Here is a 25,731-nt window from a genome sequence, read left to right as displayed (position 1 = left end):
CGTTCGTACGGCGCCCGCGGCCGGCGCAAGAGCGACACGCCGCGAGTCACTGCACAATCATGCAGTGAAACGTACCGGCGGTTCGGTCCGGGGAGGTGACTCTGAAGTCATGACAGCGACGTCTCTCATCACCTCCGCCGTCCCCCTCGTCGACATCACGGCCGTCGGGGCCTCCGACACCCCTCTTCAGCAGGTCATGCGCCTGGCCCGCCGCCACGGGCCGATATTCACCCGGCGGCTGCACGGCTCGGACCGCCTGTTCGTGACCTCCCTGGAACTCGTCTCGGAGCTGGCCGACGAGCAGCGGTTCACCAAGTCCGTGGGCCCGGCGCTGGAGAACGTCCGGGAGTTCACCGCCGACGGGCTGTTCACCGCCTACAACGACGAGGCGAACTGGGCGAAGGCGCACGACATCCTGATGCCCGCCTTCGCCCTGGGCTCGATGCGCGCCTACCACCCGGCGATGCTGCGCGTGGCCCGCAGGCTGATCGAGTCGTGGGACGGCCACCTGTCCTCGGGCACCCCTGTCGACGTGCCCGAGGACATGACACGCATGACCCTCGACACCATCGGGCTGGCGGGGTTCGGCTACGACTTCGAGTCGTTCGCGCGCCCCGAGCCGCACCCCTTCGTCGGGGCGATGGTGCGCTGCCTGGACTGGGCGATGAACAAGCTGGGCCGGGACCCCGACGTGGACTTCACCGCCGAGGACGCGGCGTTCCGGGGGGACGCCGCGTTCCTGGCGGGCGTCGTCGACGACGTCATCGCCGCCCGGACGGCCTCCGGCGACACCCGTACCGACGACCTGCTGGGGCTGATGCTGGGTGCCCCGCACCCGTCCGACGGGACCACGCTCGACGCGGCCAACATCCGCAACCAGGTCATCACGTTCCTCATCGCGGGGCACGAGACGACGTCCGGCGCCCTGTCCTTCGCGCTCTACCACCTCCTCAAGGACCCCGTGTCGCTGCGGCTGGCGCAGCGGGAGACGGACGAGCTGTGGGGCGACGCCGAGGACCCCGAGCCGACGTTCGAGGACGTCGGGCGGCTGCGCTGGACCCGGCAGGTGCTGCTGGAAGCGCTGCGGCTGTGGCCGACGGCGGCCGCGTTCACGCGGGAGGCCCGGGAGGACACGCTGCTCGGCGGCCGGTACCCGCTGCGGGCCGGGGAGGGCGTGGCCGTGCTCACACCGATGCTGCACCGGGACCCGGTGTGGGGTGACAACCCCGAGCTGTTCGACCCCACGCGTTTCGACCCGGCCGTGGAGGCGGCCCGCTCGCCGCACGCGTACAAGCCGTTCGGCACCGGGGAGCGGGCGTGCATCGGGCGGCAGTTCGCGCTGCACGAGGCGACGATGCTGCTGGGGATGCTGATCCACCGCTACCGGTTCGTCGACTCCGCCGGCTACCGGCTGCGGATCAAGGAGACGCTCACGCTCAAGCCGGACGCGTTCACCCTCACGCTCGCCCGCCGTACGCCCGCCGACCGGGCCGTGAACCGGGCGGCACTGCCGACCTCGGCGCGCACGGAGACCATCCGGGCGGAGAAGGGCGAAGGCGGGCCCACCCGGGCCCGCACCGGCACGGGACTCCTCGTCCTCCACGGCTCCAACTACGGCACGTGCCGCGAGCTGGCCCGGGACCTCGCCGACGAGGCGACGCGGCTGGGCTTCGACGCCTCCGCCGCGCCGCTCGACGAGCGTGCGGGGGCGCTGCCCACGGATTCGCCGGTGGTGCTCGTCGCCGCGTCGTACAACGGCCGGCCGACGGACGACGCGGCCCGTTTCGCGGAGTGGGCCGAGCGCACGGCCGACCCGGGTGCCGCCGACGGAGTCCACTACGCGGTCCTGGGCGTCGGCGACCGCAACTGGGCCGCCACCTACCAGCGCGTTCCCACCCTCCTCGACGAGCGGCTGGCAGCGCTCGGCGGCACCCGACTGCTGCCGCGCGCCGAGGCCGACGCGTCCGGCGACCTCACCGGCTCCGTCACGGACTTCACCCGCGCGCTGTTCCGAACACTCCTGGAACGCCACGGCGACCCGGAGAGCGCAGGGGCTGTCACCGAGCCCCAGGACTCCCACAGCCCCGCCTACGAGGTCACCGAGATCTCGGGCGGCCCGCTGACCGCCCTGGCCGAGCGCCACGGCATGGTGTCGATGACCGTCACCGAGGCGTACGAGCTCACCGACCCGGCCCACCCGCGCACCAAGCGTTTCCTGCGCCTGGCGCTGCCGGAGGGAGTCACGTACCGCACCGCCGACCACCTGGCCGTGCTGCCCGCCAATGACCCGTCCCTCGTAGCACGCGCTGCCGAGCTCTTCGGCGCGGATCTCGACACGGTCCTGTCGCTGCGCCCGCGACGCACCACCCGCGACACCCTCCCCGTCGACCGTCCACTGACCGTGCGCGAACTCCTCACCCACCACCTGGAACTGGCGCAGCGCCCCACGCCCCGCCAACTGGCGGCGCTGGCGGAGCGCAACCCCTGCCCGCCCGAGCGGACGTCTCTGAAGCAGGTCACCGCAGACGACCCGCGATCGACGCTGGAGCTGATCGAGGACCACCCGGCCCTGCGCGGCGTCCTGGGCGCGGCGGCCCTGCCCGAGCTCCTGTCGCCGCTGCGGCCGCGCACGTACTCCATCTCCTCCTCCCCCGCCGTGGACGCCCGGCACGCCGACCTGATGGTGTCCGTACTGGAGGCCCCGGCGCGCTCGGGCCGGGGTGTGTTCAAGGGAACAGGTTCTGGGTACCTGGCCGCGCTGCGGCCGGGCGACACAGTGCTGGCCCGCGTCCAGCCGTGCCGCGAGGCATTCCGAATCCCGACCGACACCCGCACTCCGGTGGTGATGATCGCTGCCGGAACGGGGCTGGCCCCCTTCCGGGGGACGATCGCCGACCGCGCCGCCCTCGCGGCGAAGGGCATCGAACTCGCCCCGGCGTTGCTCTACTTCGGCTGTGACGCACCGGAAGCGGACTTCCTCCACTCGGCCGAGCTCCGCGCCGCCGAGGACGCGGGAGTCGTCTCCGTACGCCCGGCGTTCAGCGAACGCCCGGAGGCGGGCGGCGGCCCGTACGTCCAGCACCGGCTCGCCGCCGAGGGCGACGAGGTGTGGTCGCTGCTGGAGGCGGGGGCGCGGGTGTACGTCTGCGGTGACGGCGCCCGCATGGCGCCGGGCGTCCGGGCCGCGCTGCGCGACCTCTGCGCCCGACGGACGGGCGCGGACGCCCGGGCCGCCGACGCGTGGTTGCGCGAACTGACGGACGCGGGCCGGTACGTCGAGGACGTGTACGCGGCGGGGTGAGCCCCACGCACGTCCACTCCTCCTCGAACTGATCGGCGACGAGGCAGGGCCGCAGCGGCTACGCTGCGGCCTGAGCCGGGGGACAGGGAGGGCACAACCATGAGCGACGGCGAAGATCCGATACGCATCGGCCGCCGCCGGGCACTGACCGTCCTGGCCGGTGCGGCGCTACTGCCGGTGACGGGCTGCGGAAACGACTCGTCGCCGCAGGCAGCACCTTCGGAACCACCGCCAGCGGCCCGATCCGGCCCCGACGCCACCATCCTGATCATCAGGCACGGGGAGAAGCCGCGCGGTAGCACGCGCGGGATGGACGAGCACGGCGAGCCGGACAAGAAGTCGCTGACGCAGCGCGGCTGGGAGCGGGCCCGGGCCCTCCCGAAGTTGTTCGCACCCGCGACGGCCGCGTCCGGAGCAGGTGCCTCCGGACAGGCTGGGCTGCCCCGGCCCTCCACCATCTTCGCCGCCGCCGACTACGGCCCCAACGCGGGCTCCCGCCGCATGCGGCAGACCGTCACCCCGCTGTCGGAGGAGCTAAGGCTGCCGGTCAACACGTCCTTCTCCGAGACGGAGGAGGCGAAGCTGGCCACTGCCGCGCTGATGTCTCCAAGCCCCGTCCTCATCTGCTGGGAGCACTCCAGGATCGCGGACATCGTCAAGGGGCTGGGCGCGGCCGGCGCGCCCGGGGTGCCGAAGTCCTGGCCGGACCGGTTCGACCTGGTCTGGGTACTGACCCGGCGGGGCGGCGCCTGGTCGTTCCGGTCCGTCCCCCAACACCTACTCGAGGGCGACGCGGCACCCACCGAACCAAATAGGTGACCCCACGTCAGTTCCCGTACCCTACCGACCGTTCACATCGGCAAGGGACGGGGACGAACGGAAAATGACCATACGCAGCGGAATGATCGCGTCCGTGACGGCGGCGCTCCTGGCGATACCGGCGGTGGCGACGGACGCGGCCGCCGCGGAGCCCTCGGCGTCGTACGCGGCCACCACGTCGGTGGGCGTGCACAACGCCTATGAGAAGGCCAAGTACCCGTACTTCGCCGACGCCCTCGACTCCGGGGCCGCCCTCCTCGAACTGGACGTGTGGTCCAACGGCTTCGGCGGCCGTGCCTTCCGCGTCTCCCACGCCAACCCCGTCGCGAACGACAACAACTGCGAGGGCGCCACCTCCGCCGCCCGGCTCCGCACGGGCTCCCGCAACCAGCCGCTGTCCGGCTGTCTCGCCGACATCCGCGCCTGGCACGACGCCCACCCGGACCACCGGCCGGTGCTGCTCAAGGTCGAGATGAAGGACGGCTTCAACGCCAACAGCGGACGCGGCCCGGCCGAGCTCGACGCGCTCCTGACGGCGAAGCTCGGCGACGCCCTCTACCGCCCGGGCGACCTGCTCGGCAAGCACGCCAACCTCGACGAGGCCGTCCAGGCCGGCGGCTGGCCCGCGCGTTCGGCGCTCGCGGGCAAGTTCATCGTGGAGCTCATCCCCGGCACGGTCGAGGAGGGCAACCCGGCGGACCGGCTGTGGACGGACCGGGAGTACGCCGCGCACCTGCGCGACCTCGCCGCGGCCGGGCGGATCGGGTCGGCCGCGGCGTTCCCGGCGGTGCACGGGGCGGTGGCCGGTGACCCTCGGACGCGGTACGCCGACGCGTCGCTCCGGCCTTGGTTCGTCCTCTTCGACGGGGACGCGGCGACGTATGTGAACGGCGGGATCGACACGGGGTGGTACGACCGTCGTCACTACCTCGTGGTGATGACGGACGCGCACCGCGTGCCTCCGGCGATTGACATCACCCGGCCTACGGAGGCGCAGGCGCGCGAGCGGGTCGCTCTCATGGCGCGGGCGCATGCCAGTTTCGCCACGGCGGACTGGTATCCGCTGCCGCGCGTGCTTTCCACGGTCGTGTCACGCGGCTGACCCGCCATGGGGGTGCCCGCGCCTGGCGGCGCGGGGTGGGTGGTGCGGCCCGGTGGGCGGGTTTGTGCCCACCCGTTCCGCCCTGCGGAACGCCTGCCCACAAACGGCGTGAGGGGGCGGGGTGGGGTGGACGGGCCCTGGTAGGGGCGTGAAGAGCTCTTCGCCGCTGGAGACAAGGACGGGGCAACCCGTACCAAAGTGGCAGGCACCGCGAAGAGGTCAGCCCCGTAAGGGCCCGTCCGCCCCACCCCGCCCCCGACCCACATCACCCGATCAGACTGTCCCGCGTCCTTGACTCCCCCACGCGCCCACGCGAGCCTCGGGCGCATGACACGTCGCAGGAGAGTGACGGTGCTCGCCCTGGCGGCGACGCTGGGTGCCGGAACACCGGCAAAGGCGACCGCCCCCGACGGCGACCTCACCAGCCTCGTCAACCCCTTCATCGGCACCGAGAACGAAGGCAACACCTTCCCCGGCGCCGCCGTCCCCTTCGGCATGGTCCAGCTCTCCCCCGACACCGGCCACAGCACCGGCTACGACTACAAGGACCACCACATCCGCGGCTTCAGCACCGTCCACCTCTCAGGTGTCGGCTGCCGCATCGGCGGCGACCTCCCCGTGCTGCCGACCACGGGCGAGGTGACCCAGACGGACAACGCCCGCTACGCCGCCGAGTTCAGCCACAAGAACGAAACCGCCCGCCCCGGCTACTACCGGGTGCGGCTGGGCTCGCCCGGCGGCAGCGGCGGGATCACCGCCGAGCTGACGGCCACCGCCCGCACAGGGCGGCAGCGCTACACGTTCCCCGCCACCGAGCAGGCGAACGTCCTGTTCAACGCGGGCCAGTCGCTGCACAGGGCGGTCTCCAGCTCCGTCCAGGTCGTGGACAACCGCACCGTGCGCACGGCCATCACCGGCCGCGGCTTCTGCCAGGACACCCGCCCGTACACCGTGTACACGATCACCCGCTTCGACCGCCCCTTCCACGCCTACGGCACCTGGAAGGACGACCGGGTGACGAAGAACTCGCGCTCCTCCTCCGCCGCCACCGGCCGCAACGGCGCGTGGGTGCGTTTCGACACCACGGACGACCGCGAGGTGGAGGCGACGACCGCGATCAGCTACGTGGACGCGGCGGGCGCGGAGCGCAATCTGCGCGCGGAGGAGGACGACTTCGACCGCACGGCGGACGCGGCACAGGAGGCGTGGGAACAGCGGCTGCGAAGCATCGAGACCCAAGGCGGCACCCGGACACTACGCCGCACGTTCTACTCCTCCCTCTACCGCTCCTTCCTCTCCCCCAACATCGGCAGCGACGTCGACGGCCGCTACACCGGCTGGGACCAGAGAACGCACCGCGCCCGGGGCTTCACGTACTACCAGAACTGGTCGCTGTGGGACACGTACCGCACCCAGGCCCAGCTCCTCGCCCTGCTGGCGCCCCGCGAGGCGAGGGACATGGCCCTGTCCGTACTGCGCGTCGACGCGGAGGGCGGATGGCTGCCGAAGTGGGGGTACGGGACGGTCGAGACGAACATCATGACCGGTGACCCGGTGACGCCGTACCTCACCAACGCGTTCCACCACGGCCTGCTGGCGGGCCACGAGGAGGAGGCGTACCGCGCGCTCAAGAGGAACGCGGACGGGGTGCCGCCGCCGACGAACCCGGGGGTCGGCAGGGAAGGCAACGCCCAGTACCTCAAGGACGGTTACGTCCCGTACCTGCCCGACCGGCAGCGGAGCAAGCCGGGGGACTCGGACTTCCACGAGGGCGCCTCGGCGACGCTGGAGTACGCGCTGGCCGACGGCGCGCTGGCGAGGATGGCCCGGGACCTGGGCCATCGCGAGGACGCGCGCCGCTACACGGCCCGCTCCCGGAACTACCGCAACCTCTACGACCGGAAAACGGGCTTCTTCCGGCCGCGCGGCGCCGACGGCGAGTTCGCGGGGTCGGCCGACCCGGCGAAGAGCCCGGGGTTCCACGAGGGCACGGCGTGGCAGTACCAGTGGCTGGTGCCGCAGGACCTGCCGGGCCTGGTGGAGCTGATCGGCGGGAAGGACAAGGCGGACCACCGCCTGGACTCCTTCTTCGCCTACGACAGGCTGCTGACGGACCCGGCGCGCACCGCCCGCGAGGTGTGGGTGAACGGCCCGTACGACTACTACAACGCCGACAAGTACAACCCGCAGAACGAGCCGGACCTCATCGCGCCGTACACGTACCTGTCGACCGGGCGGCCGTGGAAGACGACGGACGTGGTGCACGCCGCGCTGACGCTCTTCACGGACACCCCGGACGGCATGACGGGCAACGACGACCTGGGGACGATGTCGGCGTGGATGGTGCTGTCGGCCATCGGGGTGTACCCGGTGCAGCCGGGGGCGGACGTGTGGGGCCTGAGCACTCCGGTGTTCGAGCGGGTGGACCTGCGGCTGGACAAGCGCTTCTATCCGCGGGGCCGGTTCACTGTGAGCGCGCCGGGCACCTCGCGCACGGACCGGTACGTCCGCTCGGTGCGGCTGGACGGGGAGGCGTACGACCGGACGTATGTGACGACGCAGGCGCTCCGCGAGGGTGAGCGGCTGGACTTCCGGGTCGGGCCGCGGCCCGGTGACTGGGGGACGGGCGCGGCGGCGGTACCGCCCGCCATCGGCTGATCCCGGGGGCCGGTGCGGGGCGGCGGCTTCCGTCGGGGCCCGCGCTCGGCCATGATGACGGCGATTCGCCCGAGGGGCGAGCCGCCCCTCGGGCCGACGAGAGGACGAGGCTATGGCCGGGCTCGGGACGGGGCGTGGTGTGCTGCGCCGCAAGCCGATCGAGACGATCGAGGAGGCGGAGGAGGCGGAGGCGCACGGCGAGCGGCTGTCCCGCACTCTGGGACTGTGGCAGCTGACCGCGATCGGCGTGGGCGGCATCATCGGCGCGGGCATCTTCAGCCTGGCGGGCACCATCGCCAATGGTGTGGCGGGCCCGGCCGTGCTGGTGTCGTTCCTGATCGCGGGTATCGCGAGCGCGGCGGCGGCGTTCTCGTACGCGGAGTTCGCGGGGCTCATCCCCCGGGCGGGCTCGGCGTACACGTACGGTTACGCGGTCCTGGGCGAGCTGGGCGGCTGGTTCATCGGCTGGGATCTGCTGCTGGAGTACACGGCGATCGTGGCGGTCGTGGCCATCGGCATCTCGGGGTACATCAACTTCCTGCTCGGGGAGGCGAACGCCCAGTTGCCGGCGTGGATGCTGGGGGCGCCGGGGACGGGGCACGGGCACCGCGTGGACCTGTTCGCGATGGTGCTGTGCCTGCTGATCGCCTATCTGCTGACCATGGGCATCAAGAACGCGGCCCGGTTCGAGACCGTGGTGGTGGGCCTGAAGATCATCGTGGTGCTGCTGGTGATCGCGGTGGGCTTCATGCACATCAAGAGCTCCAATTACCACCCCTTCTTCCCGTTCGGGCTGGGCGGCGCGTTCACGGGCGCGGCCACGGTCTTCTTCGCGGTGTTCGGCTATGACGCGATGTCCACGGCGGCCGAGGAGTCCAAGGACGCGCAGCGCCACATGCCGAGGGCGATCATGTACTCGCTGGCGATCTCGATGGTGCTGTACGTGCTGGCCTGCCTGGTGCTGACGGGCATGCAGAACTACAAGGACATCGACAAGGCGAGCGGTTTCTCCACGGCCTTCAAGTCGGTCGGACTGTCGGGGATCGCGGATGTGATCGCGGTGGGCGCGATCATCGGCATCCTCACGGTGATGTTCACGTTCATGCTCGGGGTCACCCGGGTCTGGTTCGCGATGAGCAGGGACGGGCTGCTGCCGAAGTGGTTCGCGCACACCCACCCGACGCGGCACGTGCCGACGCGGGTGACGTGGATCGTGGGCGTCGCCTCGGCGCTGATCGCGGGGCTGGTCCCGATCGGCGAGGCGGCGGAGCTCACCAACATCGGCATCCTGCTGGCCTTCGCGGTGGTGTGCACGGCGGTGATCGTGCTCCGCTACAAGCGGCCGGACCTGCCGCGTTCCTTCCGCTGCCCGGGGGTGCCGGTGGTGCCGGGGATCGGGGTGGCGGCGTCGATCTGGCTGATCACCTATCTGGCGTGGCAGACGTGGGTGCGGTTCGCGGTGTGGTTCGTGATCGGGCTGGCGGTGTACTTCGCGTACTCGTACAAGCACTCGGAGCTGGCGCACGCGGACGCGCGGGGGATCCCGCGGGACTGAGCGCTCTACGGGAAGTCCGGTACGTCATCCGACGGTGCGTCGTGGCTGGTCGCGCCCATGCGGCGGTAGCCGCACATCGGCACTGTCCCGCGCCCCTTCGGGGCGCTGCCAACCAGGGCGGGACCGCCGACCGCCCCCGTGAGCAGGGCCACCACCGTGCCGGCCGTGAGGAACGCGCCCGCCGGGGAGGCGTCGACGAGCGGCGGGAGGACGAGTATCGCGGCCACCGTTCCCACACGTGTGGCGGTGTGCTCGACGGCCATCAGCCGCAGCCGTTCGGCCGGAGGGTACGTCCCCAGGCGGGCCCGCATGGTGACGGTCCCCACGGGCACGGCCAGTCCCGACAGCAGGCACAGCGACCCGAGGACGAGGTCGGATCTCGCTGCCGCCATGGAGGCGGTCGCCAGGCCGTCGACCGCCCAGGCGGCGCAGCAGACGGCGAGCCAGGCGCGCGGCCGCAGGCCGCCGGCGACCGGGTTGCCGATGAGCGCGCCGATCCCGGAGACGGCGGTGATCAGGCCGTAGGCGCCCGCGCGGGTGTCGTGCCCGTCGGCGAGCAGCGCGGGCAGCCCGATCGTCGTCGCGGCGACGCACAGCGGCAGGGCGCCGTGCACGCCGATGGCCAGGCCGATGTCGGGCCGTTCCCGTACCAGCGCGGTGACGCTCACGGCCGGCCGCCGGCCGCCCTCGGCGGGGGCGGCCGAGGGAGGCGGGGGCAGGAGCCGGGCCAGGCCGGCCAGGGCCGCCGCCGAGACGGCGAACGCGGCGCCCACGCACGTGAAGAGCTGACTCTTCGTGACCACCAGCAGCAGCGCGCCCGCGCAGGCGTGCCCGGTGATCCGGGCCACGCGGCTGGTGAGGTCGAACAGCCCGGTGAGGGACTGGACCTGGCCGGGCCGCCCGAGGCCGGGCACCAGCGCCTCGAAGTTCGGGTCGAAGAGCGCCCCGAGCACGCCGAGGACGAACACGCCGCCCAGTACGACGGCCGTGCCCCGGGCGTCGGGCGACCAGGCGAACGGCAGGGCCACGGCGACGCCCGCGCGCAGGGCGTCGACGGCGCCCAGCGCTCCGTAGGAGGAGAAACGGGCGACGACGCGCCGGCCCACGACACCAAGGACGACGTAGGGCAGCGACTCCAGGAGGGCCACGAGCCCGGTGAGCGAGGCGGATCCGGTGCCCGCCCACACGCTCCACAGCACCGCCGTCGCGTACAGCCGGTCCGCCAGCATGGACAGGCTGCGCGCCAGCCACAGGACCAGCACGGGGCGCTGTCGCAAGAGCCGCGCGTACTCCATGCGTCGTCACCGTAGGAGGCGCGGGGAAGGGCGGAGCCGCCTTTGAGCGACAGGTCACTCGATCACAGGAGAAGTCATCACATGTGAAAGGCGGGTGTCACTTCAGCAGCCGGGACAGCCGCCGGTCGGCCAGCGGTTTGCCGCCGGTCTGGCAGGTGGGGCAGTACTGGAGTGAGGAGTCGCTGAAGGAGACCTCGCGAATGGTGTCCCCGCAGACCGGGCAGGGCTGCCCGGTGCGGCCGTGCACCCGCAGGCCCGTCTTCTTCTCCGCCTTCAGGTCGGCGGCGACGTGGCCGCGCGAGCGCTCGACGGCCTCGCGCAGGGTGGTCTCCAGGGCCTCGTAGAGCGTGGCGCGCTCCTCGTCCGTCAGGGAGGCGGCGAGTTTGAACGGGGACATTCGGGCGGCGTGGAGGATCTCGTCGGAGTAGGCGTTGCCGATGCCGGCGATGACGCTCTGGTCCCGCAGGACGCCCTTGATCTGCCGGCGCTCGCCGCGCAGCAGCCCGGCGAGGACGTCCGGGGTGAAGCCGGGCGCGAGCGGGTCGGGGCCGAGCCGGGCGACGCCGGGCACGTCCTCGGGGGCGTGGACGCAGTACACGGCGAGCCGCTTGTGGGTGCCCGCCTCGGTGAGGTCGAAGCCCGCGCCGTCGGCCAGCCGGACGCGCAGGGCCAGCGGCCCCTTGCCGGGGCGCGGCGGGGCGGCGGGGAGCGTGTCGTGCCAGCGGAGCCAGCCGGCGCGGGCGAGGTGGAAAACGAGGTGGGGGCCGTCACCGTCGCCGTCACCGTCGCCGTCGCCGGTGGCCAGGGCGAGGAACTTGCCGTACCGGCGTACGGCGGTGACCTCGCGGCCCTCGAGGGCGGACGGCGGCGGGTCGTAGGTCTTGAGGACGCTCACCGCGACGGGGAGGATCCGCTCGACCGTGCGGCCGACGAGGCGCTCGGTGAGGAAGCCCGCCAGGGCCTCGACCTCAGGGAGCTCCGGCATGGGTCCAGTCTGCCGTGCCCTGCCGGCGGGGCAACTCCGCGGGCGCCGAGCGCCGTCGCCGGGTGCGGCCCGGTGGGCCGGTTTGTGCCCACCCTCCCCCAGCTACCGCTGGGAGGTGCCCCCAGCCCTGCGGAACGCCTGCCCACAAACCAGGTCGTCACCAGTCGATGCGGTAGCCCGTGAGCCAGTCGCGGACCGGGTGGCCCGGTCTGGCCAGGCGGCGTTCGACCTCGGCGTCGCGGGCGCGTCGCTCCTCCGCGGTGACCGGTCTGCGGCGGGCGAGGGCGGCGCTCAGGGCGACGACGCGTTCGACGCGCTCGCGCCGCAGCCGCTCGTACCCGGCGAACGCCCGCGCCGTGCCGGGCAGGTCGCGCAGGCAGCGGGCGAGGACGACGCCGTCCTCGATGGCCAGCGACGCGCCCTGGGCGGCGTTGGGCGCGGTGGCGTGGGCGGCGTCGCCGATGAGGACGGCCCGCTCGTCGTGCCACACGGGGGTGCTGGGCAGGTCGTAGCAGTTCACGCCGACGACGTCGTCGCCGGTGGCCGCCACGATGGCGGCGGCGGGGGTGCGGTCGGCGGCGAAGACCTCGGCGAGGCGGCGGCGCCAGCCGTCGGGGGTGGCGGCGGCGAGGGCGGCCCGCGACAGCTCCGGCCCGGGGACGTTGGCGAACCAGAAGGTGCTGCCGTCCGGGGCCGTGGTGCAGCCGAAGAAGCCGCCCCGCCCGTAGTACATGCGGTAGGTGCGCGGCGGTGCCGGTTCGGCGCCGCCGAGGGCCGCGCGGGGGCCGGTGCGCCCGGAGACGGTGAACTGGCCGGTGTGGCGGGGCGGTGGCGCGGCCGGGTCGAGGAGGGCGCGGACCCGGGAGCGGATCCCGTCGGCGCCGATCACCAGCGTTCCCTCGGCGTGGGTGCCGTCCGCGAAGGACGCGACCATCCGGCCGTGGGAGCGGGTGGTGAGGCCGACGAGCCGCTTGCCGTGCTCGACGCGGACGCCCTGGCGGACGGCCTCCTCCCGCAGCACCCGGCAGAGCACGGCCCGGGGGACGGTGCGGGGGCTCAGCCCGGCCTCGCCCGAGCCCGACATGGGCCGCCGGCCGAGGAACCGGCCCGTCTCACTGTAGGACTCCACCGTGTCGGCCGGGCAGGAGACCGCGCGGACGGGCCCGTCCGCGCCGATGGCGCGCAGGGCCGCGAGACCGTTGGCGAAGAGGGTCAGGAACGAGCCGGACGGCCCGGCTCCGGCCGGGACCGCCTCGTAGACGGTCGCGTCGAGGCCGGCCCGGCGCAGGGCCATCGCGGCCACGGGTCCGGCGACGCCGCCACCGATGATCAGGGCATGGGCCATGGTCCGCTTCCGTCCCCCCACACGTCACAGCCGGTCGAACACGTGACTAGGACGAAACCAGACGGGATGGGGCCCGTCCAGAGCGCGTCACCCGCCCCCGCCCGCCCGTCAGCGCCCGGTCAGCGCCCCAGGGCGGCGGCGAGGTACCGCGCGGTGGCGCTCCCGGCGGCCCGCGCCACCTGTTCGGGGGTGCCGGAGGCGACGATCCGGCCGCCCTCCGCGCCCCCGCCCGGCCCCAGGTCCACGACGTGGTCCGCGCCGGCCACCACGGCCATGTCGTGCTCGACGACCACCACCGAATGGCCCGCGTCCACCAGGCCGTGCAGCTGACGCAGCAACACCTCGGTGTCGGCGGGGTGCAGCCCGGTCGTCGGCTCGTCCAGGACGTACAGGGTGTGGCCCCGGTGGGCGCGCTGGAGTTCGGTGGCGAGCTTGATGCGCTGCGCCTCGCCGCCGGACAGCTCGGTCGCGGGCTGCCCCAGCCGCAGATAGCCCAGGCCTACGTCCTGGAGGGCACGCAGGCCGCGCCGGGCGGCCGGCACGTCGGCGAGGAACGCGGCGGCCGCGTCGACGGTCATGTCGAGGACGTCCGCGACGGTGGCGCCCCGGTGGGTGACCTCCAGCGTCTCCGGGTTGTAGCGGGCGCCCCGGCAGGCGGCGCACGGCGCGTAGGTGCCGGGCAGGAACAGCAGCTCGACGGCGACGAACCCCTCGCCCTGGCACTCCTCGCAGCGCCCGCCGACGACGTTGAACGAGAACCGCCCGGCGGTGTAGCCGCGGGAGCGGGCCTCGTCGGTGGCCGCGAAGACCTTGCGGACGGCGTCGAACAGCCCGGTGTAGGTGGCGAGGTTGGAGCGCGGGGTGCGGCCGATGGGCTTCTGGTCGACGCGCACGAGCCGGTCGACGGCCTCCAGCCCGTCGGCCTTCTCGACACCTTCTTCAATAAGAGGGGCCGTGCCGTCGAGGTGGGCGGCGACGGTCTCCGCCAGCGCCTGCCCGACGAGCGTCGACTTGCCCGAGCCGGAGACGCCCGTGACGGCGGTGAAGACGCCGAGCGGGAAGTCCACGTCGAGGTCGCGGAGGTTGTGCCGGTTCAGGCCGCGCAGCCGCAGCGCGCCGGACGGTTTCCGGGGCGTCCTGGTGGGGGCGGGCGCTGCCTCGGGGAAGACGAACCGGCGGGTCGCCGACTCCGCTACGGCCGCGAGCCCCTCGACGGGCCCGCTGTAGAGCACCTGGCCGCCGTGCTCCCCGGCCCGGGGGCCGACGTCGACGATCCAGTCGGCGCGGCGCACGACGTCCATGTGGTGCTCGACGACGAAGAGGGAGTTGCCCGCCGCCTTCAGCCGGTCCAGCACGGTCAGCAGGGCGGCGCTGTCGGCGGGGTGCAGCCCGGCGGACGGCTCGTCCAGGACGTACACCACCCCGAACAGCCCGGAGCGCAGCTGGGTGGCGAGCCGCAGCCGCTGGAGCTCGCCGGCGGAGAGGGTGGGGGTGGGGCGGTCGGTGCTGAGGTAGCCGAGGCCGAGTTCGGTGAGCACCTCGATCCGGGCGACCAGGTCGCGGGTGAGGGTGGCGGCCACGCCGTCGTCTCCGCTGTCGCGGGCCGGGCGCAGCGTCTCCGCCAGCGCGGCCAGCGGCAGGGCGGCGAGCTCGGCGATGTCCCGCCCGGCGAAGGTGACGGCGAGCGCCTCGGGGCGCAGCCGCCGCCCCGCGCAGACCGGGCAGTCCGCGCTCACCAGGTGCCGCTCGGCGCGGGCCCGCAGGGCGGCGCTCTTGGAGTCGGCGAAGGTGTGGAGGACATAGCGGCGGGCGCTCATGTAGGTGCCCTTGTAGGGCCGCTGGATGCGCTCGGCCTCGCGGACGGGGTGCACGGTGACGACGGGCTGCTCGTCGGTGAACAGGATCCAGTCGCGGTCCGCGCGCGGCAGCTCGCGCCAGGGCCGGTCGATGTCGTACCCGAGGGTGTCGAGGATGTCGCGGAGGTTCTTGCCCTGCCAGGCGCCGGGCCAGGCGGCGATGGCGCCGTCGCGGATCGACAGCGACGGGTCGGGGACGAGGGAGTCCTCGGTGACGGTGTGGACCCGGCCCAGTCCGTGGCATTCGGGGCACGCCCCGGCGGGCGTGTTGGGCGAGAAGGCGTCGGAGTCGAGGCGCCCGGCGCCCTCGGGGTAGGTCCCGGCGCGGGAGAAGAGCATGCGCAGGGAGTTGGAGAGCGTGGTGACCGTGCCGACGGAGGACCGCGAGGTCGGCGCGGAGCGGCGCTGCTCCAGCGCGACGGCGGGCGGCAGCCCGCTGACCTCCTCCACCTTCGGCGCGCCCACCTGGTGGATCAGCCGCCGGGCGTACGGGGCGACGGACTCGAAGTACCGCCGCTGGGCCTCGGCGTACAGCGTCCCGAAGGCGAGGGAGCTCTTGCCGGACCCGGACACACCGGTGAAGACGACGAGGGCGTCGCGGGGGATGTCGACGTCGACGCCTCTGAGATTGTGCGTCTGTGCTCCGCGCACGCGGACGAGGGGGTCGTGCATCAGCCCGATACTAAGCGCTCCGCGGGAGTGGACGGCGTCATCCGCGGGCCGGTGGGGGCTGGTCGCGCAGTTCCCCGCGCCCCTTCGGGGCGCGGACCCGCACCGCACGCGACCTCCCACCGGCTGCGAAGCTGGCCGCATGCACCACATCCTCGTCGTCGACGACGACCCCACCGTCGCCGAAGTGGTCACCGGCTACCTGCAAAGGGCCGGCCACACCGTCACCCACGCCGCCACCGGCGAAGCCGCCCTCGCTGAGGCCGACCGCCGCCGCCCCGACCTGGTCGTCCTCGACCTGATGCTCCCCGGCGGCATCGACGGCATCGACGTCTGCCGCGCCCTGCGCGCGACGCACGACCGCCTCCCGGTCATCATGCTGACCGCCCGCGGCGACGAAGAAGACCGCATCCTCGGCCTGGAAGTGGGCGCGGACGACTACGTCACCAAGCCCTTCAGCCCCCGCGAGCTCGTCCTCCGCGTGGACTCCGTCCTGCGCCGATCGGCACCCACGAGCGCACCGCCCCTGCGGGCCGCAGGGCTGGCCCTGGACCCCACGGCTCGCCGCGCCACCAAGAACGGCACCGACCTCGCCCTCACCCTCCGCGAGTTCGGCCTGCTGGCCTTCCTCCTGCGCCATCCGGGGCGCGCCTGCACCCGTGAGGAGCTGATGCGCGAGGTGTGGGGCTGGGACTTCGGGGACGTGTCGACGGTGACCGTCCATGTCCGCCGGCTGCGCGCCAAGATCGAGGACGATCCGGCGAACCCCGCCCTGATCCGGACCGTGTGGGGCGTCGGCTACCGCTTCGAGGAACCCCGGCATGGGTGACAGCGACATGCTCCTCATCGCCCTGTACGCCTTCCTCGGCGCGGCCGCCGCCGGCCTCCTGGGCGCGCTGGCGCTGCGCGCCCTGCGCCATCGCTCGGTGACCGTCTCCCTCGCCGTCGTGGCCGCCGTGTCGGTGACCGCGATGCTGGCCGGGACGCTGGCCGTGGCCCGGGCGATGTTCCTGTCCGCGCACGACCTGACGGTCGTGACGACGGTGTGCGCGATGGCCGCCGTGGTCTCGCTCGCCACGGCCCTGGTGCTCGGCCGCTGGGTGGTGGCCCGCAGCGCCGACCTGACCCGCGCGGCCCGGTCCTTCGGCGAGGGCGGCACGTTCGCCGCCCCCGGCGGCGGTGCCACGGCGGAACTCGACGCGCTCTCCCGGGAGCTCGCCGCCACCAGTGCCCGGCTCGCCGAGTCCCGGGAGCGGGAACGCGCGCTCGACGCCTCGCGGCGCGAGCTGGTGGCCTGGATCTCCCACGATCTGCGCACCCCGCTGGCGGGGCTGCGCGCCATGTCGGAGGCGCTGGAGGACGGCGTCGCCGAGGACCCCGCGCGTTACCACCGCCAGATCGGCGCCGAGGTCGACCGGCTGAACACCATGGTGGGCGACCTCTTCGAGCTCTCCCGCATCCACGCCGGCGCCCTGCCGCTGCGCCCGAGCCGGATGTCGGTGTACGACCTGGTGGACGAGGCCCTGGCGGGCGCCGGGCCGCTGGCGCGCGAGCAGGGGGTGAAGCTGGTCGGGGAAGGAGACGGGGACGGGGACGGCGTGGCCGCCGTGCCGGTGGAGGTGGACGGCAAGGAGATGACCCGGGTCCTGGGGAATCTCCTGGTGAACGCCATCCGGCGGACCCCGCCCGACGGCACGGTCGCGGTGGCGGCGCGGCGCGAGGCGGACGCGGTGGTGGTGTCGGTGACGGACGGCTGCGGCGGCATCCCGGAGGAGGATCTGCCCCGGGTCTTCGAGACGGGCTGGCGGGGCTCGGCTGCCCGGACCCGGCCCGGGGGCGCGGGGCTGGGTCTGGCGATCGTCCGGGGCATCGTCGAGGCCCACGCGGGCCGGGCGTCCGTCCACAACGTGCCCGGCGGTTGCCGGTTCGAGGTGACGCTCCCGGCAGCCGGCCCATGAACAACATGAACTAACACCCGCCCCCTGAGCGTCAGCCTGTCGGGCCGCGCCACCCCGTGAAGGGTGATCACGGCCCAACACGCTGACGTGATCAGGGGTCGTGCGTCACGATGCACCCGCCGGGAGAGCGAGCAGCGACGACCGTGGAGCGGGATGGCCCATGTCCGACACCGGAGGCGAGTCAGATGTCGACGCCGACCCCCTGCGCAGGATCGCCGCGGCGATCGAGCGGGAGCGGGATCCCTCGACCCGGACGTGCCTGACCTGCGGCGGCCCGGCCCTCGTGGTGGTGCGGGAGGAGTCGGCCGGGAACAGTCCGCCGGTGATCAGCGCCCGGAAGGCGTGTGCGAACCAGGGCTGTGAGCGCCCGTGACCCCGGCGGCGGCCGTCCGTGCGGCCCAGCGCTGCTCGACCTTGGCGAAGCGCCAGTAGCCGAGGGCGAGGGCCCAGACCAGCACGAACAGTCCGACGATGACGAAACCGACGTTGTCGAGGTTCAGCCCGGAGATCCAGCCGGTGACCGCGTCGTCCAGATCGAGCTTCTCGTGGAGCACGCCCACCAGCTCGATGGTGCCGATGAGGAAGGCGACCGCGATGGAGAGCCCGGTGATGGTGAGGTTGTAGTAGACCTTTCTGACGGGGTTGGAGAACGCCCACTGGTAGGCGAAGTTCATGAACGTGCCGTCGAGCGTGTCGAACAGGCTCATGCCGGCCGCGAACAGCAGCGGCAGGCACATGATCGCGTACCAGGGCAGCCCGGCAGCGGCACCGCTGCCCGCCATGACCATCAGCGTGACCTCGGTGGCCGTGTCGAAGCCCAGGCCGAAGAGGAAGCCCAGCGGGAACATCTGGCCGGGGCGGCTGATGGAACGGGTGAAACGGCCGAGGACGCGGTTCATGAAGCCGCGCGAGTCGAGCTGCTTCTCCAGCTCCGCCTCGTCGTAGCGGCCCTCGCGCATGGCGCGGAAGACCCTCATGATGCCGGCGAGGGCGATGAGGTTGAGGATGGCGATGAGGTAGAGGAAGCCGCCGGAGACCGTGGTGCCGACGACACCGAGGGTCTGATGGGTGGTGGACTCCTCGTTCATCAGCGTCCCGGCCAGCCGGGTGCCGCCGGAGACCAGCAGCGTCAGCAGGACGACGACGCTGGAGTGGCCGAGGGCGAACCAGAAGCCGACGGAGACCGGGCGCTGCCCGTCCGCCATCAGCTTGCGGGTGGTGTTGTCGATGGCGGCGATGTGGTCGGCGTCGAAGGCGTGCCGCATACCGAGGGTGTAGGCGGTGACGCCGAGGCCGACGCCGAAGACCTTGGAGCCGACGGTGTAGTGGTTCGGCACGACCAGCAGGAAGAGCACGCCGAAGGCGACGACGTGGAGGGCGACGACGACGGCCAGCAGGCCGGCGGTCCGCACGGTGTCCTCGCGGCGCCACTGGAAGGCGGGCGCGGACGGTTCCGCGGACGGTTGTGTGGATATGGACATCTTGGGGTGAACGCTCCAGCACCTCGTGGATCATTTCGAGAATGCCGTGGCCGGTCTCCTGGCTTACGGGTGATGGCGTTACCGTCCCGCCTTCCCGGCAGCCGGACGCTGCCAGTGGCTCCGCGCGCCGGGGCACGCGGAAGAGGACGGTCACTCCCCGATCACAGTGGCGAGGGCCGCTCCGGAGTCGGCCCACGAGGGCCTCACCGGTCTTCCCGAACACCACGGCCGGGCAACCATAACGTCCCGGCCGATCCCCGGGGCAAAAATGTGGTACTTGCCATCTCTTCGCAGCAAGGCCCCGACACTTCGCAGGTGATGGACGGGCGGGTCGGCCCGGTGTACGAGTGCAGGAAGACTCCAGGGACGGACGCGAGAGGGCTGAGCGCCAATGGCGGACACGGCAGGGGACGTCGAGCGGAGGCCCGGGGAACCGGGGGAGCCGGTGGTGCCGGAGGAGCGGGCGGCGTTCGTCCGCCGCATCGGGCTGTTCCAGGCCACCGCCATCAACATGAGCCAGATGTGCGGCATAGGACCGTTCGTCACCATTCCCTTGATGGTGGCCTCCTTCAACGGGCCGCACGCGGTCATCGGCTTCGTCGCGGGCGCGGTGCTGGCCCTGGCCGACGGGCTGGTGTGGGCCGAGCTGGGCGCGGCGATGCCCGGCGCGGGCGGCAGTTACGTCTATCTGCGGGAGGCGTTCCAGTACCGGACCGGGAGACTCGTGCCGTTCCTGTTCGTGTGGACGGCGATGCTCTTCATCCCGCTGGCCATGGCCACGGGTGTGATCGGGTTCGTCCAGTACCTGGGCTATCTCTGGCCGGGGATGACGCAGACCCAGGGCGATCTGGCGGGCCTGGGCTTCGTCGTGGTGGTCGTCGGGCTGCTGTGGCGGCGGGTGGAGAGCATCGCGCGGATCACCGCCGTGCTGTGGGGCGTGATGATCGTCTCCGTCGTCCTGGTCATCGTGGCCGCGTTCACCCACTTCAGCCCGGACCGGGCCTTCACCTACCCGGCGGGCGCCTTCGACCTCACGACCGGTCAGTTCTGGCTGGGCTTCGCGGCGGGCCTGACCATCGGCATCTACGACTACGGGGGTTACAGCACCGTCGCCTACATGGGCGCCGAGATCAAGGACCCCGGGCGGACCATGCCGCGGTCCATCATCTACTCGATCCTCGGCATCATGGCCATCTACCTGCTGCTGCAGATCGGCACCCTGGGCGTCGTCGACTGGCGGGAGATGCTGGACCCCGACTCCACGGCCGGCTCCTCCGTGGCCTCGGCGGTGCTGGAGCAGACCTGGGGCAAGGGCGCGGCGGACGTCGTCACCGTGCTGATCCTCATCACGGCCTTCGCGTCCGTCTTCACCGGGCTCCTCGGCGGCTCGCGCATCCCCGTGGACGCCGCGCGGGAGAACGTCTTCTTCCGGCGCTTCGGCGCCCTCCACCCCCGGCTGCGCTTCCCGGTGCTGCCGCTGACGACGATGGGAGTCGTCTCGGCCGTGGGCTTCCTGATCGGCCGTCACACCGACCTGGCGACGATCATCCAGTTGCTGATGGCGGTCATGGTGATCCTCCAGGCGCTGTCGCAGGTGCTGGCCGTGACCGTGCTGCGGCGCCGGCAGCCGGCGCTGCCGCGCCCGTACCGGATGTGGCTCTACCCGCTGCCGAGCCTGGTGGCGCTGGCGGGCTGGCTGGTGATCTACGGCTTCGCGGACCGCAATTCCCCCGGCCGCCATCCCATCGAGTGGTCGCTGGCCTGGGTGGGCGCCGGGTGCGTGGCGTTCACGCTGTGGGCGGCGAAGGAGAAGGTGTGGCCGTTCGGGCCACGGGAGATCAGCGAGGACTACCTGCCCGGCGGGGCCTCGGCGCAGGAGCTCGCGGAGCCCGCGACCGCCGTCGCCGACAGCCCTGTCACCGACGCGGGGGACGACGGTCCGGACCCCGGCACGGACCCCGGCACGGACCCCGGTCCAGACCCCGGCACGGGCCCCGGAGGCGTGGCGCCCACCCCCGCCTGACGGAGCGTCGGCTCCAGCGGCCGGGCCGCCCGGACTCCTGCGGTCCGGCCGAACGGTGATAAAACGGCACCCATGCCTGTGACCACTGCCCCTCCCCCACGCGCCCCCGATGCCCAGCAGCGCAAGCTGCTCTGGCACCGCCTCATATTCGGGCTCTGGTACCGGCCCGTCGAGGTCCTCGACGAGGCGCGGGACCGGAGCGTCTGGGGAGCGGCGGCCTTCCTGTCCCTGCTGTGCGGGGCGCTGGGGACGCTGGCCAACGACTCCTTCTGGGTGCAGTGGGGGGTCAGCCCCCTGCTGGCGCTGGAGGCCATGGCCATCGGCTCGCTGGTGATGATGCTCGCCAGTCTGCTGCTGGGCGCCGCCACCCACGCCATCGCCCGCCGGCTCGGCGGCAACGGCAGGTTCGCCCCCACGGCGAGCCTGTTCGTGGTGCTGTTCTGGGCGAGCGATCTGCCACGGCTGATACTCGACACCTGGCTGCCCGCCGGCTCGGTGCCGGTGCGCGCCGCCGCGTCGGTCACGGCGGCCTTCGGCTACGCGCTCGCCACGCTGCTGATCCGGGGTCAGCACCATCTGCCCACCCACAGGGCGGTGGCGGCGGTGAGCCTCCAGATGCTGGCGGCGGTGACGCTGCTCAAGTTCCCGCCCGGCAGCGCCTGAGCGGACCCGTGTGAGGGGTGACGACGAAGGCCCGCCCGGTGCGACGGGGGATGCACACCGGGCGGGCTCGAGGACAGTTCTACCTCATCAAGGATGGGTTATGCATCAAAAACCTGTTCGGCCGTCCGAAGACCACCGGACGGGGAGCGATTTCAGGCCACGCGCCCGGATGGCCGGACGCCAGGTCAGCTCGTCCCTCGGAACGTCGAGTTCCAGATTTTCGAAGCGCTCCAGCAGCGCGGCGAGCGCGGTCTCCGTCTCCATCCGGCCCAGCGCGGCACCCAGGCAGTAGTGGATGCCATGGCCCAGCGCGAGGTTCCCCGAGCGGTCCCGTCCCAGGTCGAAGCGGTCGGGGTCGGGGAACCGGGCCGGGTCGCGATTGGCCGAGGCCAGCGACAGCAGGACGGTCTCACCCGCCAGGACCGTCACTCCGCCGATCTCCATGTCCTCCACCGGGAAGCGCCGGATCGCCAGCGGAGTGGGTCCGTCCCACCGGCTGACCTCCTCCACGAGCGCCGCGAGACCGTCCGGATCCTTACGCACCGTCCGAAGCAGTTCCGGACGGTCCAGCAGGGCGAGAACCGTGTTGCCGATGAGATGGGTGACGTTCTCGTAGCCGGCGAACACGATGAGGAACGCCAGGGACGTCAGCTCATCCCGGGAGAGGGCGTCCCCGGCCTCCTGCACCGCGATCAGGTCCGAGAGGAGGTCGTCGCCGGGCTCGGCGCGCTTGGTCTCGATGAGCGCGGTGAAGAAGGCCATCAGGGAGGCGACCGCCTCCTTCATCAGATGGGGCCGCGTCCGGTCGGGGGTGATCATGGCGTCCGTCCAGGCCCGGAAGTCGACCTGGTCCGTCCGGGGAACGCCGAGCAGATGGCAGATCACGACGACCGGCAGCGGGCCCGCGAAGGACGCCAGCAGATCCGCCCGTCCCGCCGGCTCGACGGCGTCCAGCAGCTCGTCGGCGAACGACCGCACCGGGCCGCGCAGCTTCTCCACCCGGCCCGGGGTGAACGCCTTCACCACCAGCCGGCGCAGCCGGGTGTGGTCGGGCGGGTCCATGTTCAGCAGGTTGGCGTCGAGCGCCGGGGGCAGGGAGAAGCCGCCGTAGTTGCCGGGCAGGGCGTTGCTCCGGTCGAGGGAGAGCCGGGGGTCGGCGAGGGCGGCGCGTACGTCGTCGTAACGGGTCACCAGCCAGGCGGGCTTGCCGTCGGGGCCCTCGAACCGGTGCACGGGGCCGCTCTCGCGGAGCCGGGCGTAGGTGCCGTAGGGGTCGGATATCAGGTCGGCCGTCGAAGGTGGGGTGTCGGTCGGTCGCATGGGATCCGACTCTAGACCGGACCGTCCGGTCCTTTTGTCCTGGATCGGGACGCCGGAGATCTCGATCGGGACACCCGAGAAGGGCGGGGGCGGAATCGCACAAGCGGCGCCGGATTCCGGCGGATCGTCGATCCGCCGGAATCCGGCGCCGGCCTGTGTCGTAGGCGGCCTTGACCCCCGTCCAGGGCCGCCTCGTCCATGGGCCGCGCGCCGTCAGGGACGGCGTGCCGCGCTGATCTCCCGTAGCTCGAGGAGTACGGCGTCGACCAGCGGATCGTGGAAGACGTCGGCGACGCGCGCCAAGTGCTCGTGCTCCTCCGCCGGGTCGGCGCTCACGGTCATCACCACGCTGTCGGCGGACGGCCGGGCCACGTGCCCCACGGTCTGGTTGCCCAGGCCCCTGCGGAGCGCGGCGGCCTCCACCACGGCGGCGGTGCGGTGCTCGTCGAGGGCGGCGGCGCCGGCCTTCTCCCGGGCGAGCTCCAGGGTGATGGGCTCGACGTGGCGGCGGACGCCGCGCTGGATGTCGCGGATCTCGGCCATCTGCCGGTTGGCCCGCCACTCCAGGTCCGCGAGCGGCCAGCGGGCCGTCCAGCGGGACTCGGGGATGGTGACCTCCGGGGCGTGGGCGGTGACCTCCCGCCACAGCGGCTCCAGCCGGCGCAGCCGGCGCCAGGCGGCGGCCCGGGGGCCGACGGCCGGCAGCGAGAAGCCGAGCAGCACCAGGAGCGCGGCCACCGAGGCCGTCATCGGCGCCACCCCGTTGGACAGCCAGTACTGCTCGTGGCCGGCCCAGCTCAGGACGAACCCGACGAGCTTGCACGCGCAGTACACCAGGCCCAGCCAGCAGCCCGCCGCCAGGGTCCGCAGCCCCTTGGCGAGCCAGGAGCGGCCCAGTTGGGCGGCGTAGCGGGGGCAGAGCGTACCGAGCCCGGCGAGGCTCACGCCGAAGATCAGCAGATAGAGCACCAGGAAGGCGACGACGCCCGGGGCGTCGGCGTAGGCGGTGCTGAAGTCGCGCGGGTGCTCCACGTCGTCCGGGCGGCCGACGAGGAAGCAGCCGATGGCCACGGCCCAGGTAAGCCCCACCGCCCAGACGGCGAGGCGGCTGCGCGCGGCGGCCCGGGTGTGGGACTTCTCGTCGCCCCGGCTGGTCCAGCGCAGCAGCAGCACGGTGGCGCCGGAGGCGAACAGCACGACGGCCGAGTAGAGGAAGACCATCGCCAGGTTCGCGACGCCCGTCAGCCGGTCGAAGGCGCGGTAGACGCTGGGCGCGGAGAACAGGAAGACGATCGGCACGCCGGAGGTCATCAGGGCGGTCAGGCCCAGGTCGACATTGCCGCGGTCGCGGAACCAGGCCCGGGCCTTGTAGCCGACGATGGCCCAGGTGACGGCGCTGAAGCTCAGGTAGAGGGCGTCGAAGGCGTCAAACACCGGCGCCCCTTCCGTCGGCGGACCCGTCCTGGATCTTCTGCCGGACGTGCTGGAGCGCGGGCCCCAGCGACGCGGCGAGCTCGGCGGCCTGACCCTCCAGCAGGACGTCCTGGCCCGGCGGCGGAGGCACCACCTTGGCCATGAGGAGGGTGCCGAGGATCTCCGTCTCGCGCTCGGTGAGGTTGTCGTAGCAGTGGTGCCGGGCCAGGCCCATGGTCAGCCCCATGCGCCGCATGGCGGTGGCCACGTCGACCGAGGGCGTCCACACCTTGAGGGCGTCCTCGGTGACGGCGGGATCCTGGTCGTGGCCCAGCAGCAGGTGGCCGATCTCGTGGAGCACGATGTGGACCTGGTGCCACGGGGACGTCTTCTGCTCGTAGACGACCCAGTACGCGTCGTCCGTGGTGGCCGTCATGCCGGAGACGACGCCGTCCAGGCTCATGGGCACCAGATGGATGGGCCGGCGCACATGGCGCGCGACGGCGTCGCACATGCCCTGGAGATCGGTCGACGCGGGCAGGGCGAGCTCCTGGATGAGCTGCTTGCACCGGCGACGTATCCGTCCCACGCGCATGCTTGCACCGTCCTCGTCCTCGGTACGCCGCCAGTTGGTGAAGAGGCCGTCCTCCGCTGTCACGGTCACGGTCGCTCCGCACCCCCCGCGTCGGGCGGGTCGGACGGAAGGTTCATCTGCTGCCGGAACTGGCTGATGATCGTGGTCAGGCTGTCCTGCACCTCGGGGGGCAGGCCCACCGAGCGCAGGGCGATGGCCCGGACGCGCTGGTCCCTCATCGCGACGAGGAAGCGGACCTCCTCCTCCACGCGCTCGGCCTGGGAGTCCGACAGATCACCCATCAGGTACCCGACCGGCACGGCGAAGAACTTCGCCAGCGCCCGCAGGACGTCCGGGCTGGGGTTGGCGCGCTTGCCGTTGCGCAGCATCGACAGATACTGCTCGGTGAGCGTGACGTCGCCGTACTCCTCCCCGCGGCTGATCTCCTCGGCCACGTGGCCGTTGGTGTACGGCGCGCCGGGCGGGTGCATGTTCGCGAACAGGTAGTTGAGCCGCTGCGCGAGCGGGCTGCCCACGTCACCAGCCGATGCCGGCCTGTCCCCCCCGTTTGCCATCTGCCCCGTTCCTTCACGCGCGTTGCGTCGCACCGCGGCCGCCTGGCCCGGTACGACATACGACTCATTACTGCCTTTCACGGCCAGTTAAGTCCGTGACGACTCCGTGATGACTTCGAGGGGCATCCTGTCATGCCCG

Annotated in this window: 19 protein-coding genes and 1 riboswitch; of the genes, 10 read left to right on the top strand and 9 right to left on the bottom strand. The window is 72.6% G+C overall.

What is annotated here, in order from left to right; all coding sequences use genetic code 11:
• The first annotated feature begins 109 nt into the window (after window positions 1-109).
• The 5 genes from EKH77_RS27745 (at window position 110) to EKH77_RS27725 (ending at window position 9,435) form a co-directional block, all read left to right on the top strand.
• Entirely contained in the window at window positions 110-3,301 is a 3,192-nt protein-coding gene (locus tag EKH77_RS27745) for a bifunctional cytochrome P450/NADPH--P450 reductase (protein WP_126917001.1), read from the top strand.
• Between the two features lie 99 nt (window positions 3,302-3,400).
• Window positions 3,401-4,120 (top strand): hypothetical protein, encoded by a 720-nt coding sequence (locus EKH77_RS27740; RefSeq protein WP_126917000.1) that lies wholly within the window; start codon window positions 3,401-3,403, stop codon window positions 4,118-4,120.
• Between the two features lie 82 nt (window positions 4,121-4,202).
• On the top strand, window positions 4,203-5,222 hold the full coding sequence (locus tag EKH77_RS27735; RefSeq protein WP_126918336.1) for a phosphatidylinositol-specific phospholipase C domain-containing protein: 1,020 nt from the start codon (window positions 4,203-4,205) through the stop codon (window positions 5,220-5,222).
• Window positions 5,223-5,549: 327 nt separating this feature from the next.
• Entirely contained in the window at window positions 5,550-7,880 is a 2,331-nt protein-coding gene (locus EKH77_RS27730) for a GH92 family glycosyl hydrolase (protein ID WP_126916999.1), read from the top strand.
• Between the two features lie 112 nt (window positions 7,881-7,992).
• Complete coding sequence (locus tag EKH77_RS27725) at window positions 7,993-9,435, top strand: amino acid permease (RefSeq protein ID WP_126916998.1); 1,443 nt, start codon at window positions 7,993-7,995, stop codon at window positions 9,433-9,435.
• Between the two features lie 5 nt (window positions 9,436-9,440).
• Here EKH77_RS27725 and EKH77_RS27720 read toward each other — a convergent pair whose 3' ends face one another.
• The 4 genes from EKH77_RS27720 to uvrA all read right to left on the bottom strand — a co-directional run bounded on the left by EKH77_RS27720 (window position 9,441) and on the right by uvrA (window position 15,588).
• A complete protein-coding gene (locus tag EKH77_RS27720; protein ID WP_126916997.1) occupies window positions 9,441-10,730 on the bottom strand; it encodes a hypothetical protein in 1,290 nt (429 codons plus the stop codon).
• A gap of 97 nt (window positions 10,731-10,827) precedes the next feature.
• Window positions 10,828-11,715: an Fpg/Nei family DNA glycosylase gene (locus tag EKH77_RS27715; RefSeq protein ID WP_126916996.1), complete on the bottom strand. Its 888-nt coding sequence runs from the start codon at window positions 11,713-11,715 to the stop codon at window positions 10,828-10,830.
• Between the two features lie 157 nt (window positions 11,716-11,872).
• Window positions 11,873-13,060 (bottom strand): FAD-dependent monooxygenase, encoded by a 1,188-nt coding sequence (locus EKH77_RS27710; RefSeq protein ID WP_126916995.1) that lies wholly within the window; start codon window positions 13,058-13,060, stop codon window positions 11,873-11,875.
• Window positions 13,061-13,179: 119 nt separating this feature from the next.
• A complete protein-coding gene (gene uvrA / locus EKH77_RS27705; protein WP_126916994.1) occupies window positions 13,180-15,588 on the bottom strand; it encodes an excinuclease ABC subunit UvrA in 2,409 nt (802 codons plus the stop codon).
• A 139-nt stretch (window positions 15,589-15,727) separates the two neighbouring features.
• On the opposite strand from uvrA, the gene EKH77_RS27700 reads away from it, so the two are divergent.
• The 3 genes from EKH77_RS27700 (at window position 15,728) to EKH77_RS27690 (ending at window position 17,916) form a co-directional block, all read left to right on the top strand.
• A complete protein-coding gene (locus tag EKH77_RS27700) occupies window positions 15,728-16,414 on the top strand; it encodes a response regulator transcription factor (protein WP_126916993.1) in 687 nt (228 codons plus the stop codon).
• Window positions 16,407-17,543: a sensor histidine kinase gene (locus EKH77_RS27695; RefSeq protein ID WP_164737885.1), complete on the top strand. Its 1,137-nt coding sequence runs from the start codon at window positions 16,407-16,409 to the stop codon at window positions 17,541-17,543. The genes EKH77_RS27700 and EKH77_RS27695 overlap by 8 nt, the downstream gene beginning before the upstream one ends.
• Window positions 17,544-17,703: 160 nt before the next feature.
• Complete coding sequence (locus tag EKH77_RS27690) at window positions 17,704-17,916, top strand: hypothetical protein (RefSeq protein WP_126916992.1); 213 nt, start codon at window positions 17,704-17,706, stop codon at window positions 17,914-17,916.
• Here EKH77_RS27690 and EKH77_RS27685 read toward each other — a convergent pair.
• Complete coding sequence (locus EKH77_RS27685) at window positions 17,870-19,024, bottom strand: HoxN/HupN/NixA family nickel/cobalt transporter (RefSeq protein ID WP_126916991.1); 1,155 nt, start codon at window positions 19,022-19,024, stop codon at window positions 17,870-17,872. The two genes, EKH77_RS27690 and EKH77_RS27685, sit on opposite strands and share 47 nt — an antisense overlap.
• A gap of 31 nt (window positions 19,025-19,055) precedes the next feature.
• Window positions 19,056-19,266, bottom strand: a riboswitch (cobalamin riboswitch).
• Window positions 19,267-19,415: 149 nt separating this feature from the next.
• Between EKH77_RS27685 and EKH77_RS27680 the strand changes: the two genes are divergently transcribed.
• Both EKH77_RS27680 and EKH77_RS27675 read left to right on the top strand, forming a co-directional pair.
• Window positions 19,416-21,047 carry an APC family permease gene (locus EKH77_RS27680; RefSeq protein WP_126916990.1) on the top strand — a complete coding sequence of 544 codons (1,632 nt, stop codon included), beginning with the start codon at window positions 19,416-19,418 and terminating at the stop codon, window positions 21,045-21,047.
• A 72-nt stretch (window positions 21,048-21,119) separates the two neighbouring features.
• A complete protein-coding gene (locus EKH77_RS27675; RefSeq protein ID WP_126916989.1) occupies window positions 21,120-21,710 on the top strand; it encodes a YIP1 family protein in 591 nt (196 codons plus the stop codon).
• A gap of 105 nt (window positions 21,711-21,815) precedes the next feature.
• On the opposite strand, the gene EKH77_RS27670 is transcribed toward EKH77_RS27675, so the two are convergent.
• From EKH77_RS27670 to EKH77_RS27655, 4 genes are all read right to left on the bottom strand, one after another.
• A complete protein-coding gene (locus tag EKH77_RS27670) occupies window positions 21,816-23,030 on the bottom strand; it encodes a cytochrome P450 family protein (protein ID WP_126916988.1) in 1,215 nt (404 codons plus the stop codon).
• 213 nt (window positions 23,031-23,243) lie between these two features.
• Window positions 23,244-24,464, bottom strand: coding sequence for an MAB_1171c family putative transporter (locus EKH77_RS27665; protein ID WP_126916987.1), 1,221 nt, complete (start codon window positions 24,462-24,464; stop codon window positions 23,244-23,246).
• Window positions 24,457-25,107: a hypothetical protein gene (locus tag EKH77_RS27660; protein ID WP_126916986.1), complete on the bottom strand. Its 651-nt coding sequence runs from the start codon at window positions 25,105-25,107 to the stop codon at window positions 24,457-24,459. Before EKH77_RS27660 ends, EKH77_RS27665 begins: the two co-directional genes overlap by 8 nt.
• Window positions 25,104-25,592 (bottom strand): helix-turn-helix domain-containing protein, encoded by a 489-nt coding sequence (locus EKH77_RS27655; RefSeq protein WP_126916985.1) that lies wholly within the window; start codon window positions 25,590-25,592, stop codon window positions 25,104-25,106. The genes EKH77_RS27660 and EKH77_RS27655 overlap by 4 nt, the downstream gene beginning before the upstream one ends.
• Window positions 25,593-25,731: the final 139 nt, after the last annotated feature.

Source organism: Streptomyces luteoverticillatus, from assembly GCF_003970715.1.
Classification (GTDB): Bacteria; Actinomycetota; Actinomycetes; order Streptomycetales; family Streptomycetaceae; genus Streptomyces; species Streptomyces abikoensis.
This window is presented reverse-complemented; position numbering and strand designations above follow the sequence as displayed.

What these genes read in the sequence shown, in the direction of transcription:
- EKH77_RS27710 (WP_126916995.1), bottom strand. Translation starts at nt 13,060, where the DNA reads ATGGCCCATGCCCTGATCATCGGTGGCGGCGTCGCCGGACCCGTGGCC.
- EKH77_RS27670 (WP_126916988.1), bottom strand. Translation starts at nt 23,030, where the DNA reads ATGCGACCGACCGACACCCCACCTTCGACGGCCGACCTGATATCCGAC.
- EKH77_RS27730 (WP_126916999.1), top strand. Translation starts at nt 5,550, where the DNA reads ATGACACGTCGCAGGAGAGTGACGGTGCTCGCCCTGGCGGCGACGCTG.
- EKH77_RS27685 (WP_126916991.1), bottom strand. Translation starts at nt 19,024, where the DNA reads ATGTCCATATCCACACAACCGTCCGCGGAACCGTCCGCGCCCGCCTTC.
- EKH77_RS27675 (WP_126916989.1), top strand. Translation starts at nt 21,120, where the DNA reads ATGCCTGTGACCACTGCCCCTCCCCCACGCGCCCCCGATGCCCAGCAG.
- EKH77_RS27695 (WP_164737885.1), top strand. Translation starts at nt 16,407, where the DNA reads ATGGGTGACAGCGACATGCTCCTCATCGCCCTGTACGCCTTCCTCGGC.
- uvrA (WP_126916994.1), bottom strand. Translation starts at nt 15,588, where the DNA reads ATGCACGACCCCCTCGTCCGCGTGCGCGGAGCACAGACGCACAATCTC.
- EKH77_RS27720 (WP_126916997.1), bottom strand. Translation starts at nt 10,730, where the DNA reads ATGGAGTACGCGCGGCTCTTGCGACAGCGCCCCGTGCTGGTCCTGTGG.
- EKH77_RS27700 (WP_126916993.1), top strand. Translation starts at nt 15,728, where the DNA reads ATGCACCACATCCTCGTCGTCGACGACGACCCCACCGTCGCCGAAGTG.
- EKH77_RS27680 (WP_126916990.1), top strand. Translation starts at nt 19,416, where the DNA reads ATGGCGGACACGGCAGGGGACGTCGAGCGGAGGCCCGGGGAACCGGGG.
- EKH77_RS27745 (WP_126917001.1), top strand. Translation starts at nt 110, where the DNA reads ATGACAGCGACGTCTCTCATCACCTCCGCCGTCCCCCTCGTCGACATC.
- EKH77_RS27715 (WP_126916996.1), bottom strand. Translation starts at nt 11,715, where the DNA reads ATGCCGGAGCTCCCTGAGGTCGAGGCCCTGGCGGGCTTCCTCACCGAG.
- EKH77_RS27690 (WP_126916992.1), top strand. Translation starts at nt 17,704, where the DNA reads ATGTCCGACACCGGAGGCGAGTCAGATGTCGACGCCGACCCCCTGCGC.
- EKH77_RS27740 (WP_126917000.1), top strand. Translation starts at nt 3,401, where the DNA reads ATGAGCGACGGCGAAGATCCGATACGCATCGGCCGCCGCCGGGCACTG.
- EKH77_RS27725 (WP_126916998.1), top strand. Translation starts at nt 7,993, where the DNA reads ATGGCCGGGCTCGGGACGGGGCGTGGTGTGCTGCGCCGCAAGCCGATC.
- EKH77_RS27655 (WP_126916985.1), bottom strand. Translation starts at nt 25,592, where the DNA reads ATGGCAAACGGGGGGGACAGGCCGGCATCGGCTGGTGACGTGGGCAGC.
- EKH77_RS27735 (WP_126918336.1), top strand. Translation starts at nt 4,203, where the DNA reads ATGATCGCGTCCGTGACGGCGGCGCTCCTGGCGATACCGGCGGTGGCG.